The sequence below is a fragment of the Chryseobacterium sp. MEBOG06 genome, assembly GCF_021869765.1.
Lineage (GTDB): Bacteria > Bacteroidota > Bacteroidia > Flavobacteriales > Weeksellaceae > Chryseobacterium.
Genome location: NZ_CP084580.1, coordinates 2,515,050 through 2,527,984, shown reverse-complemented (window position 1 = coordinate 2,527,984; position 12,935 = coordinate 2,515,050). Strand labels below are relative to the sequence as shown.

Sequence of the window (12,935 nt, the reverse complement as noted above, 5' to 3'; positions counted from 1 at the left end):
TCGTAATACATCTAAAAATCCTCTTAAAACTATTCACTTCCTAAATATATTATTTTACCATGAGCTATGCATTAAATAATACTTTTAATATTCAAAAACCTGTCAAATATCATTCTTTTCGAAAGCATTTTTTTAAATGAAAGGTTTTTGAAACAGAAAAAGATTTTTTTTCATATAAAAAATAAGAAACACACTGTTTTTTTAATCGAACCATTTCTATTTGCTTAGAATTCAGATTTCTTCTATTTAGTGTATTTAAAGTATATAGTTCGAAACGGAATATAAAAAAAGGAAGCAAAAAAGATCAGTTTCTAAAATAGTTCTCTTTTGCTCCCTTAGATAGAATAGATTTTATATCAATCTCACAGTTCTGTTATTCAGCTTTATTTTTAAGCATCATCAGCAGACTGTAAGCTCCTTTCTGTACAATTTTCTTATCCTTTAGAAAATCTGCTTTTACAATCTCCGTGAACTGATCATCAGAAATTCCGGCAACCACAGGGATCATTTTATAATTTGACTTTCCAAGATCTTCAAAAACATAATTTTTGTTTTCATAAGCCACCACCGCTTCATTGGGAAGTCCCTGTGTATAACGGCTGCTGATATTCACTTCTGCATTCACATACATTCCTTTTACAAAATCAGAATTTACAGAAGAAAGTTTGGCTACAGCTGTGGCAGAACCTCCGTTTTCAATACTTGGAACTACACTTACAATTTTAGCGTTTGACTTCACGTCCGGCTTCTGGTTATTGTAAACTAAAATTTCCTGGCCTACTTTCACATCATTCACATCATTTTCAAAAACCTTCAGTTCCAACAGTAATCCCGAAGGATTGATGAGTTCAAATAAAGTATCTGCCGGATTGATATATTGTCCGTTATTCACTGAAATTTTGCTTACAAAACCTGTGAACGGAGCATAAATATTAATCCGGCTTCTGATATTTCCGGTGGTTAAGCCTTTAGCACTTATTCCTATGATCCGAAGTTTTTCTTCAAGTCCTTTCAGGGTGGCATTCAGAGTCGCGTAGTCTGCCTGAGCCATCTCCATCGTCTTGTCGCTGCTGGCTTTGCTTGTATTAAGGTCTTTCTGACGGTTAAAATTCAGTCGTGCGGCTTCAAGCTGAGCTTTTGTAACCAGATAATCCTGCTGAAGCTGTATGAACTGCGGGTCTTCCACCACGGCCAATATCTGCCCTTTAGTGAAATGGCTTCCATTGATCACATTAACGGACTTGATGTGCCCTCCCATAATACTTGAAATAGAGCTGATATGTGACGGGGCAATCTCTGCTTTACCGTTCAGACGTACCAGTTTTTCCATATTCCTGTCTTGAATGGAGGTGGTGGTTAACCCTACAGATTGAAGCTGTTTTTCTGTAAGATGTACTGTATTTTCAGTGCTTTTACTAAACTTTTTGTTTTCATAGACCGTTTTTTCTTCTTCTTTTTTTCCTGAACAAGAAGATAAAACAAATGCTAAGGCCAGGCTGTATACTGATATTTTTTTGAAATGCATTACGCTGTTATTTTGAAATTAAGAAATTAAGTTCCGCTCCGATCTGATTAAGTCTTTCCAGCTGGTCAATATAGTCTGCTTTTGTTTTTACAGCCTGATTCACCAGTATTACCCAGTTCAGATAATCAATCTCTCCCACTTCCATCTGTTTTTGAGCTGTTTTTAAGATTGTTTCGGACTTTGGAAGCTGTTTTTGCTCATAATTCTCAATGATTCTCTGTTGATTTACATAATTACTGATCTGCTGCCCCAGTCTGTTTTTGAGTTCAATTTCTTTTCGATGGTACTGATTTTCTGTGATGGCAATTTTTGCCTGTGCAGCTTTTGCCATTGCCCTCTGGCCTTTTGTAAACAAAGGGATTCCAACACCCACCTGAACCGAATTGAAACGGTTATTGTTGATGTTTTTCATACTCTGATTGGTATATCCTACAAGAAGATCTGGAAGCAATCTGCTTTTTTCCAGCTGTACTTCGGCTTCTCCCACCTTGATCTGCTGCTGAAGATACTGAAGCTCCGGATGCTGCTTTACTTTATCCTCAGAAATCTGAAGGGCAACATCTATTATCGGTTTATCTGCTACAGGCTGGTAAGGATTTTCAGACTGCAAGAGAAGCTGAAGCTGAAGTTTTGCTACATTAAGATCATTTTCAAGGCTGCTTAATTGTACTTTTATCTGTTCTTTTTGAATTTCGGCGGTAGATTCCTCCAAAATATTGGCTTCTCCTTTTTTTAGCCTTAAAGCAGCTTTTTCAGCAAAATTATTGTAAAGCTTGCTGATGTATTCCAATATTTTTTTCTTTTCCAAAAGGACTAAAGTCCTGTAGAAAACATCCGTCACTTCTTTGGTAAGCTGAGTTTTTGTCAGGTTTTGGCTAATCACACTTGCCGTCCACTCTGCATTGAGCATCTGCTTTCTTTTTGAATATACGGTAGGAAAGCTGAATCTTTGGGAGATCCCGAATGAATTATCCGTCTCTTCGCCCTGAATCTGCCCGAATCCTCCGGTAACTTCCAGCTGGGGAATATCCAGATAGCTGGCTTTCAGTTTTTCCTGATATTCAGAGATTAGTTTTGAATTTTTAAGGGTTCCGTTCTGTTGAAAAGCTTTTTCCAAAGCTTTCTCATAGGTAATATTTTCCTGAGCCTTAAAGCTTCCAAAAGAAAGTAAAACCAGAAAAACAGACAGTTTTTTATAGTTGAGTTTTTTAGAAAATTTCATTTTATCTTTATTAATATGTTCAAACAAGACGTAGAGAATAGGCAGTACAAATAGGGTTAAAAGGGTTGCCAGCATGAGACCTCCAATAACTACGGTAGCTAATGGCCTTTGTACTTCAGCACCCGCACCGTTGCTCAGTGCCATCGGCAAAAATCCTAAAGATGCTACAAAAGCAGTCATTAAAACCGGGCGAAGTCTTATTCTTGTTCCCATTAAAACTATTCTGCTCGTATTCTTTAATCCATTGTTTTTCAATCTGTTAAATTCCGATATCAAAACTATTCCATTAAGTACAGCAACACCAAACAAAGCAATGAATCCTACCCCTGCACTGATACTGAAAGGCATTCCTCTTAAAGCAAGAAAATACACCCCGCCAATGGCTGATAAAGGAATAGCGGTATAGATCAGTAAACTATGTTTCACTGAACCAAAAGCAAAGAATAACAGTAAGAAAATCATAACCAGAGAAATAGGAACGGCAACTCCCAATCTTGATTTTGCCTGATTTAAATTTTCAAATGTACCCCCATAAGAAATGGTATATCCGGGAGAGAATTTAAGGTTTTTACCCACTTTGTGCTGAAGCTCTTCTACAATGGTCTGTACATCTTTTCCTCTCGCATTAAAACCGACAATAATTCTTCTTTTGGTATCTTCTCTCTGAATCTGATTCGGACTGTTTTTAAGCTCTACTTTAGCCAGCTGAGATAATGGAATCTGCTCTCCTGAAGCAGTGGGCACTAATAGATTCTGAATGCTTGTAAGGTCCTTCTTGTATTCATTATCCATTCTGACAACGATATCAAACTTTTTCTCACCCTCATACAAAGCACCTGCAGTCTGCCCTGCAAAAGCCATATTAATGACCCTGTTGATCTCTGCTACAGAGATATTATGACGCGATAATTCTGAACGGTTATAATCAATCACCACCTGGGGCGCTCCTACCACCGGTTCTATATAAAGATCCTGGGCCCCTTTCACCGTGTTGATGATGCTTCCCAGCTTTTTGGCATATACTGTAAGGCTGTCCAGATCTTCACCATAGATTTTACAAACCACATCCTGTCTTGCTCCGGTCATCAGCTCATTGAAACGCATCTGCACAGGGAACTGAAAACTGGTTGTTAGTCCGGGAATAACCGTTAAAGCTTTGCTCATTTTATCAGAAAGCTCCGGGAAGGATTTTGCGGAAGTCCATTCTTTTTTAGGTTTTAAAACAATAATCATATCTCCTGCATCCATAGGCATAGGTTCTGTAGGGATTTCTGCACTACCGATCTTCACAACTATCTTTTGTATTTCCGGAAACTGCTTTAAAAGAATACCTGAAGCCTGTGTGGTTATTTTTTTCGTTTCGTTAATATTACTTCCCTGAAGTACTCTCATTTCAACTGCGAAATCACCCTCCTCAAGAGAAGGAATAAATTCACCTCCCATTTTAGATAAAGTATAAACGGCTCCTGCAAAAAGAACCAGTACACTGATGATAATGGTTTTTCGGAATTTAAGTGCCTTCATGAGGAGCTTCTGATGGCCTATTTCTACTTTCCCCATCACCCTGTCTGAAATATTTTCTTTTTCTTTTTTCTTTCTGCTCAGCACCAGAGAACTCATCATTGGAATATATGTAAGGGAAAGAATAAAGGCTCCTATCAGTGCAAATGCCACGGTCTGTGCCATCGGTTTAAACATTTTACCCTCAATCCCCTGAAGGGTAAAAATCGGAAGATATACGATCAGGATAATAATCTGTCCAAAAACAGCACTGTTGACCATTTTCGTTGCAGAACCGGAAACCTGTTCATCCATTTCTTTTTTACTGAGCATATTGTCTTTTCCAAAATGCTTTTTATGGGCTAACTGGTGCAGAACGGCTTCTACAATAATAACAGCACCATCCACAATAAGACCGAAATCTAAAGCTCCGAGGCTCATCAGATTCCCTCCTACTCTAAAGATATTCATCATGATAATGGCAAAAAGCATTGCCAAAGGAATCACGGAAGCCACTAATAAACCTGCTCTGAAATTTCCGAGGAATAATACCAGAATAAAAACGACGATCAAAGCCCCTTCCATAAGGTTGGTCTTTACCGTACTTATCGTATTGTTTACCATTTTGGCACGGTCAAGGAAAGGTTCAATCACAACGCCCTCCGGTAAAGATTCCTGTATCTTTTCAAGTCTCTGCTTGATGTTTCCAATCACTTCATTGGCGTTTTCGCCTTTAAGCATCAGAACAATAGCTCCTGAAACTTCGCCTGTATCGTTATAGGTCATTGCCCCATATCGTGTAGCAAACCCAATCTTTACAGAAGCTACGTCTTTGATATGAACAGGAATACCCTCCTTCGTTTCAGCCACCTGAATACCTCCAATATCCTCAGTACTTCCCAAAAGCCCTTCACTTCGGATAAAAAGAACGGTTTCTTTTTTCTCAATATAAGCGCCTCCCGTATTCTGATTATTCTTTTCCAAAGCAGCAAAAACATCGTTGATATTGATGTTGAATGCCTGAAGTTTGTTGGGATTGATAGCGATCTCATACTGTTTCAGCTTTCCTCCGAAACTGCTGACATCCGCCACTCCTTTAGTTCCCAGCAGCTGACGTCTTACCACCCAGTCCTGAATGGTTCTGAGCTCTGTCTCGTCATACACATTTTCGTATCCCTTTTTCGCTCTTACGACATACTGGAAGATTTCTCCCAATCCGGTAGAGATAGGCCCCAGCTCCGGTTTTCCAATACCTTCGGGAATATTATCCTGAACGAGCTGCAGACGTTCCTGAACCTGCTGGCGGGCCCAGTATACATCTGTTTTATCATCAAAAACTACAGTCACCAAAGAAAGCCCGAACCGTGAAAGACTTCGGAGCTCCGTAATTCCGCTGATATTGCTCGTGGACTGTTCAATAGGAAACGTTACCAGACGTTCTATGTCTGCAGCCCCGTAAGAAGGAGCTGTCGTAATGATCTGAACCTGGTTATTGGTAATGTCAGGCTGAGCATCAATAGGGAGTTGGGTGGTCTCATATATACCAAGAAGGATGAGACCTCCTGTAAACAGGGCAATGATGAGTTTATTCTTTACAGAAAACTCAATAATTTTATTTAACATGAAAAAACTATTAATTGATAACCCGAAATGTTTTATAAAAACTGTTTGAACTTTTTTTGATCGTAAAAGCCGGAATAGTAAAAGTGTACTTAAAAGGCATTTCAAATTCACAAAATACAAACTTGAAAAAGTCTTCATATCTTCGAGCAAAGCTTTTGTGGCCGGAGCATAAACAGTGTTTACAATACACAACGAATCAGTTGATATGTAACAAGGATTCACTGCTTTAAGTAAAAACGTAAAGCATTAATTTTCAATTAAGAATCAGATTAAGAAAGCCGTGGAGGCTGAAAAATTGTGGAAAGATAAAGGTTTGAGAAATCTTTTTCCTTATAAATACTGTTTTTCTGAGGAACAGCAACTTCTTTAGGTTTCTTTATTTCGAACGTAAGTTCAGGAAGCTGCGCATGTACTGTAAGGACAATAGGTGGATTAATAAAAGGTAACTTCTGATCAGAATCCCAGTCGGCATCTTTTTGGTGATTGTCATAGTGTTCCATGACAAATTCTGATAAGGTCCCATGATATTCTATAAAATGCTCCACAAACATAGGCACCTTAAGTACTTCCCCCGCATTGGTGGTAGCCAGCACATACATCATCGAGCATAGTATGGAGAACCATTTTATCATTACTGCAAATATAGGGCTTAAATTTTTCCCTGAAAAGTTCTTCAGTATTAATTTTTTTTAATTTAAAGAGCATTGAACGGGTTCATAAGCCATTTGCCTGTTAAGAATTTTCAAAAAGAGCTCCATAGCAGGACTGATCCATTTATTACAATGATGAGCACTAATCATGGTAATGGTACGCTGAAATCCTTTGATGTTGAGCTCCGTTATCTCCCCTTTTTTAAGTTCTTCTGCAACTACAAAATGTGGCAGGCAGGCTATTCCCAGGTTATTCATTATACTTTTTTTGATCGCTTCGATGCTCCAGAGTTCAATGCTTTGTCCGGTTCTGATATTCTTTTTTTTAAGATACTCGTCAAAATACTGCTGATAAACACCATTGGGATCATTATTAATAATGGAGCATGATTTTGTCTGATCTTTTCTGTCGAAATTCTTTTCCTGTTCTGAAAATACCGGTGACGCCATCACTCCTACAGTAAATGAGGACAGTTCGGTTACTTTAATCTGATCATCATATCCATTTACCTGATAATGAATTCCCAGATCAACATTATTCCGGATGATCTCTTTCTGTACTTCATAGCAGTTTCTAACCTTTAGCTTTAATTTTACACCAGGCGCTGTTTCAATAAATTCTTTTAGAACAGGCTGCAGGATATAAGTCAGTAAACTGTCAGAGGCTGAAATAGTAAGATCTCCTTCTACCTTTCTGTCTTTTGAATTCAGTTGTCTGATCTGTTCTATTTCCTCTTCTATTTTTTTGATATGCGGGATCAGCTTCAGAGATTGGGCTGTAGGCATCATCCTTCTTCCTATTTTTTCAAATAAAGGAAATTTAACCTCATTTTCAAGCTGTTGAATCTGATAACTGATGGCAGATAAAGAATAGTTGAGCTCTTTTGCAGCGTCCTGAAAATTACCTTTTTCCACTATCGTTTTAAAACTTCTGAGCTGGTGAATGTCCATACTTTAAATTTTTCGAAGTAAAAGTATAAATAATTCCGATTGACTGAAGTATTTAAGCTCATTAATTTTGTCAAAAAAAAGATATGTGGTTTTCATTTTTTATTTACACTGTTCTTACAGCGCTTCTTCCCGGGCCCAATAATATCCTGGCATTAAACAGCACCATGAAATCGGGTTATAAAAACAGTAAAAAATTATTATTAGGAATATATTCCGGATTTACAGTTGTGATGATACTGGCAGCCATATTTACAGGTTTGCTTTTGAGTTCTTATGGTTTCCTTCTGAATTATCTGAAATATGTAGGAGCAGTTTATCTTGTTTATCTCGCATGGTCTGTAATCTCCGGAAAACCGGCAGAAATTGATCTTGAAAATGGGAAAAAGCCATCGGAAACGACCCAGGATTTTTGGAAAGGATTTCTATTGCAGTTAGTCAATGTTAAAATTATCATTTACGGAATAACAGCATTCAGCAGTTTTATCTTTCCTCAATTCAGTGAGCTGTGGATCATTCTGATTTTTGCTTTTCTTCTTTCTTCTATCGGAAACTCCGCAACCTGGATATGGGCAGTGGCTGGACAGAGGCTTCATCAGTTTTTAAATCAACATTACAAAATAGTCAATACCGTGATGGGAGTACTTCTGCTGTATTGTGCAGTAAGCCTGTTTTTATAATCAGGAAACTACCAGACTCTATCATGAATTATGGTCTCTTGAATAGAAACAACATGCCGGAAAAACTGAATACAATCAAAGTCTGATTTTTTTCAAAACTTTGATTTAGGTCAAAAAGAGTTTTTTTCAGTTTATATCCAGAAAGCCATCGGTCAGCTCTTTCCACTGAATTTTGGCTATTCCCACAATTCCTCCTGCGGCTACCATCATATTTCTGACAACATCAATGAACTGGGCATCAAAATTGGGAGATTCATTTCTGCCATATACTGCGGCTTTCAAATGGGTTGAACTTCTGCAGATCATAAAAGTAGAACTGGCTTCGGAGCTGTAAAAATGAGCAATATGCTTGTTTTGGCCATGCTCAGGATCACGGGAAGGCCTGCAGGTCATCATGATATTTTCGGAAATGGTATCCTGACAAAAACAGAGATCTGTAATTTCTACCCAGTCATATCCTTCTGCTTCTGTTTCTCCCGGACCGGGAATATTGATTCTCACAAAATCTCCTTTTTGAGGTTCCCGCTCTACCGCATTGCCTTTATCATCATAAAGCTTAAAAGCAGCAAAAGCTTCTCCGCCATAATTTCCCCATTCATTGACAGAAAAAAACCGTTTTTTCAGAATCTCAAATTTCTGAGAAATAAGATGATGCTCAAATTGCTTTTTACTTTCGGTATCGTGAAATCCACCGGATTTTTGTTCTGGAACACCTTCTATCTGCTTGGGTTTCATAGGCCGTTTTAAGACAAATAAACGAAAATTTCCGGGATCTTTATATGAGCGGAGTCACAAATAACGGATTTAATAATGTTTATTTTTTACTCTTACAAATTAAACATGTAAATATTTTTCTACAGAAAGATAAAAACCATGAATAATACTAGTGTTTTCTACCTTAGAATGATTACAGAGCATATTTTCGAAAAATCAAAGAAAATGAATATCACTTGAAGGATGATTATTTTTAATTAAAATAAATAATATTTAAAAAAATACGCTTATAATGCAATACATAATGTAATTTTTACTTATATTTGTGAATCGAAATAATTTTTTTTCATCATTTGTGTTTTTTTAAGGTCTCCATCACTGGGGGCCTTTTTATTTGATTAATGCTATAATTTAAATTTTAATGATTATATGGAAATATTTAAAGTGAAATATCAGAATTGATAATATAAGGCGAAGGCCCTAATACAAGTCAATAAAGAACCTTTAATTTTGTTATAAGTCTTCTTTTTAATTCTAAATTTATTTAATATTTTTAACAAAATCTGTGGGCCGGAACTGCATAACGGACTGAAAACTTCTGGTGTAAGCCTGGACACTCTTGTACCCCACTTCATATGCCGTTTCCGAAATCGTAAAACTGCCGGAACTCAGAAGTTCGAGACTTTTGATGATACGGAGCATTTGCTGGTATTTAATCAATGTTAATCCTGTTTCCTTTTTGAAGATTCGCTCCAGGGTACGCAAAGATAATAGTGCTGTGTCGCTTAGTTCCTCTATTCTGATCTCTTCACGATAATAGTGATGAAGATGTTCAATGACTTTAGTGAGACGTTTATCTTTGGGAAGGCAGATATGGAGTTTCAGGGAATGCTCTACAAAATGAGGAAGTTCATTAAAAAGAGCCTTTAAAAACAAGGTTTCATCGTGATCTTTTATAAATAATTTTGACCACTTTTCAGCATATTTTATCATTTCCCTCAGCACCGGAGGAACAGAAAACACATTTACTTCATCATAAAAAGGATTGCTGCCTTCCGTATCGGCAAACATGATCATCAGCTTGATCTTTTCAGAATGTGAATTGGTTTTATGAATAGTATTCGACGGAATCCATACGGCATGATTCTGTGGAAGAAGATAGATCTTTTCTTCAATGGTTATGTACTGGAAACCACTTTCTACATAGACCAGCTGACCTTTCTGATGCTGGTGAAGAATATCATCATGGATCCAGTTTTCTTCAAACCATACAAAATAAGGTTTACTCAGTTCATCTATCTCTATACTGTCGTTGGCATTCATGTCGTTTCAGGTTAAAACTTTGGCAAAATTAAACAAAATTACTATATTAATTTTGTGCAAAAGTTTTATCATGATGAAGAATGAAGTAAAAAAGAATGCTTCCTATGTTTTATTAATCATTAATGTTCTGGTAGTTATCCTTATTTCCAGTAATCTGCGCTCTCCTATTGTTGCTGTAGCTCCGGTACTTGGAGAGGTGAGAGATACACTGAAGCTGGATAATTTTCAGGTCAGTTTGCTAACCTCTATTCCACTCTTTATGTTTGCCGTGTGCTCTGTTTTGGTAAGCAGATTTTCCGGTAAGCTGGGAATCAGTAAACTTTTAATGTATTCGTTGATTATTTTGAGTTTTGGATTGTTTCTCCGTATTACAGGTTCTCTTTGGCTGTTATTTCTGGGTTCTATATTCATTGGCCTGGGAATATGTATAGGAAATGTAGTCACTCCCGGATATGTTAAAAACAATTTCCCAAAGCAGATTGGCCTGATGACGGGTATTTTTGCGGTATCAATGAATCTTACCGCTGCTTTAGCTTCAGGTTTCAGTGTGAAGATAGGAGAATGGACGGGGTTTGGATGGCGTGGTTCACTGGGAATCTGGCTGGTGATTGCCGCTTTGGCATTTCTGGTTCTGATTCTGGAATTCATCTTCAACAGAAAGAATACTCATCAGCAAAAGGCTGCACTCAGCACTTCAGATTTTAATATGTTTAAATCCTCTCAGGCCTGGAATATCAGTATTTTCATGGGGCTGCAGTCTTTATTCTACTATTGCCTCGTTGCCTGGCTTCCGTCATTCCTTGCGGATTATCATATGGAAAGTGAGAGCTCAGGATGGGTTTTCTTTGTGATTCAGATTACAATGATCCCGGTGACCTTCTGCTGCCCGATCATTGCAAGCAAAATGAAAGACCAGAGATTAATGATTGTTTTTGTATGTGCTTTAATGTTTATAAGTACAATGATGTTTGCATTCATGAAATCAGAATGGATCTATGTAAATGCCGTTATCATAGGCATTGCCAATGGCTTGTCTTTCAGTTTATCTATTCTGTTCTTTTCTACAAGAACGAAAAGCAGCATCAATGCCGTAAAAATCTCCGGAATGGCACAGTCTGTAGGTTATCTGATTGCAGCATTTGGACCTCCTGTATTTGGTAAACTTCATGATTGGGATACTTCCTGGAACAGTTCATTTTATTTTATGAGTACTGCAGTATTGCTGATGTTTTTCTTTGGAATGAAGGCTGCGAGAAATAAATGTGTGGAGGATTAAAATTTCATATTTTATCCACTAATTCACTAACAAAATCAATTGTACATCACTAGCATTTATAACATTCTTATAAATAATTTTAAACTATAAATAATAATGATAGAACCGAAGTTCTATCATTATTTGCTTTGATACTTTAAGTAATTTTAATACTTGCAAGCCACTTATGTCCCAATTATAAAAGAACAACTTCTTCACCATCTTTTAATATAAAACACCTCTTCTCAAATCCTTTTTCGTTGATTTTATTCTGAATATAATTTCTGTCTTCTTTGCAATGGCTTAACGCTTTCAGTTGGGTTACCCATATTGTAGCTTCAGGAGAATATTTGCAGACTTCAATAATATCTTTAGCGGTCATGATAATAGGGGTCACCCACTGAAAAAGAAGCTGCTCCGCCTGCTACAATAATTTGGTCAGGCTTGTGTTTGTGGATTTCATCTGCTATTTCTTTATTCCAGATACTGTCTCCGACAATATAAACTGTTTTAGCTTCTGTTTTAAAAACAAATCCATTTACTTTTCACATTTTCTCACCAATCTCTCCTGTACCATGCTGTCCTTTTGTCTTAAAGATTTCAATATTATCCCAATGAATAGATGTATTGACAGGCACCGTATTTTGAAACCCCTGCTGGGTAATCTGATCTGCGATAATATCAGGACATAAAACTGGCACGTTTTTACCAATAAGCTCTATAGCCTTTGAGTCCCAATGATCAGGATGGAGATGGGTAATCACAACGGCATCTATTGACCGAAGTTTTTTGATTAATTCTTCCTGACTGAACGGAAAATCTATTAAAGGATTTAGCAATTCATTATCCGTCATAGGAAATGGACCCAGCACGCCTTTTTCTCCGAGCATAGGGTCTACTAATATGGAAATTCCGTTGATATTCAATAGCAGTGTAGCATTACGCCATAATTGTAGTTTCATTTTGTTTACATTTGTACTGCAAAACTATTGCGGGACTGCGGTAAAACAATAGAAGGTTACCAAAAGGTTAATCATATATATATTCAAGTATCTTATGAATTTTGAAAACTGCGGCCTAAGAAAGAGCCTGGATATCCTTTCAGGAAAGTGGAAGCCATTGATTTTACACAATCTTTTTGAAGAAGAAACAGTACGTTTTACAGAACTATGGATAAAAATGCCCAGAGTTTCCAAAAAAGTCCTTTCCGAACAGTTAAAACAACTGGAAGAGGATTATATTATCCAACGGACTGAAGTCTATAATTTTCCTCCGGAAGTTTATTATAAACTGACAGAAAAAGGAAAGAAACCTGGCTCTATACTATCCGAACTGCATTCATGGGGAAACGAACTTAGCTTATGATAGTATTTTTCAGAGTTGTTAAATCCGCTTTTTATTGGAGGAACATTTTCTAAAATTTGATGAAGTTTTATATATTTAGACTAAAATAGAATATTAATCTCTATTGTAATAAAAATTATAACCCAAATTA

At 37.0% G+C, this 12,935-nt stretch carries 11 protein-coding genes; 3 read left to right on the top strand and 8 right to left on the bottom strand.

What is annotated here, in order from left to right:
- Positions 1-373: 373 nt before the first annotated feature.
- The 4 genes from LF887_RS11545 to LF887_RS11530 form a co-directional block, all read right to left on the bottom strand.
- Positions 374-1,525 (bottom strand): efflux RND transporter periplasmic adaptor subunit, encoded by a 1,152-nt coding sequence (locus LF887_RS11545; protein WP_236859338.1) that lies wholly within the window; start codon positions 1,523-1,525, stop codon positions 374-376.
- A gap of 7 nt (positions 1,526-1,532) precedes the next feature.
- Positions 1,533-5,870 (bottom strand): CusA/CzcA family heavy metal efflux RND transporter, encoded by a 4,338-nt coding sequence (locus tag LF887_RS11540; RefSeq protein ID WP_236859337.1) that lies wholly within the window; start codon positions 5,868-5,870, stop codon positions 1,533-1,535.
- A gap of 269 nt (positions 5,871-6,139) precedes the next feature.
- Positions 6,140-6,502 carry a hypothetical protein gene (locus LF887_RS11535; protein WP_236859336.1) on the bottom strand — a complete coding sequence of 121 codons (363 nt, stop codon included), beginning with the start codon at positions 6,500-6,502 and terminating at the stop codon, positions 6,140-6,142.
- A 57-nt stretch (positions 6,503-6,559) separates the two neighbouring features.
- Complete coding sequence (locus LF887_RS11530; protein WP_236859335.1) at positions 6,560-7,471, bottom strand: LysR family transcriptional regulator; 912 nt, start codon at positions 7,469-7,471, stop codon at positions 6,560-6,562.
- A gap of 83 nt (positions 7,472-7,554) precedes the next feature.
- Between LF887_RS11530 and LF887_RS11525 the strand changes: the two genes are divergently transcribed.
- The gene (locus LF887_RS11525; RefSeq protein WP_236859334.1) at positions 7,555-8,148 is read left to right on the top strand and encodes a LysE family transporter; all 594 of its coding nucleotides are present in this window, start codon (positions 7,555-7,557) and stop codon (positions 8,146-8,148) included.
- Between the two features lie 126 nt (positions 8,149-8,274).
- Here the strand turns inward: LF887_RS11525 and LF887_RS11520 are convergent, their stop codons facing one another.
- Entirely contained in the window at positions 8,275-8,883 is a 609-nt protein-coding gene (locus tag LF887_RS11520; RefSeq protein ID WP_236859333.1) for a hypothetical protein, read from the bottom strand.
- A gap of 519 nt (positions 8,884-9,402) precedes the next feature.
- A complete protein-coding gene (locus tag LF887_RS11515) occupies positions 9,403-10,185 on the bottom strand; it encodes a helix-turn-helix domain-containing protein (RefSeq protein WP_236859332.1) in 783 nt (260 codons plus the stop codon).
- Positions 10,186-10,255: 70 nt separating this feature from the next.
- Between LF887_RS11515 and LF887_RS11510 the strand changes: the two genes are divergently transcribed.
- On the top strand, positions 10,256-11,461 hold the full coding sequence (locus tag LF887_RS11510) for a CynX/NimT family MFS transporter (RefSeq protein ID WP_236859331.1): 1,206 nt from the start codon (positions 10,256-10,258) through the stop codon (positions 11,459-11,461).
- Between the two features lie 175 nt (positions 11,462-11,636).
- Here the strand turns inward: LF887_RS11510 and LF887_RS11505 are convergent, their stop codons facing one another.
- Both LF887_RS11505 and LF887_RS11500 read right to left on the bottom strand, forming a co-directional pair.
- Positions 11,637-11,822, bottom strand: a complete 186-nt coding sequence (locus LF887_RS11505) for a hypothetical protein (RefSeq protein ID WP_236859330.1) — start codon at positions 11,820-11,822, stop codon at positions 11,637-11,639.
- A 163-nt stretch (positions 11,823-11,985) separates the two neighbouring features.
- On the bottom strand, positions 11,986-12,402 hold the full coding sequence (locus LF887_RS11500) for an MBL fold metallo-hydrolase (RefSeq protein ID WP_236859329.1): 417 nt from the start codon (positions 12,400-12,402) through the stop codon (positions 11,986-11,988).
- A 94-nt stretch (positions 12,403-12,496) separates the two neighbouring features.
- On the opposite strand from LF887_RS11500, the gene LF887_RS11495 reads away from it, so the two are divergent.
- On the top strand, positions 12,497-12,805 hold the full coding sequence (locus LF887_RS11495) for a winged helix-turn-helix transcriptional regulator (RefSeq protein WP_236859328.1): 309 nt from the start codon (positions 12,497-12,499) through the stop codon (positions 12,803-12,805).
- Positions 12,806-12,935: the final 130 nt, after the last annotated feature.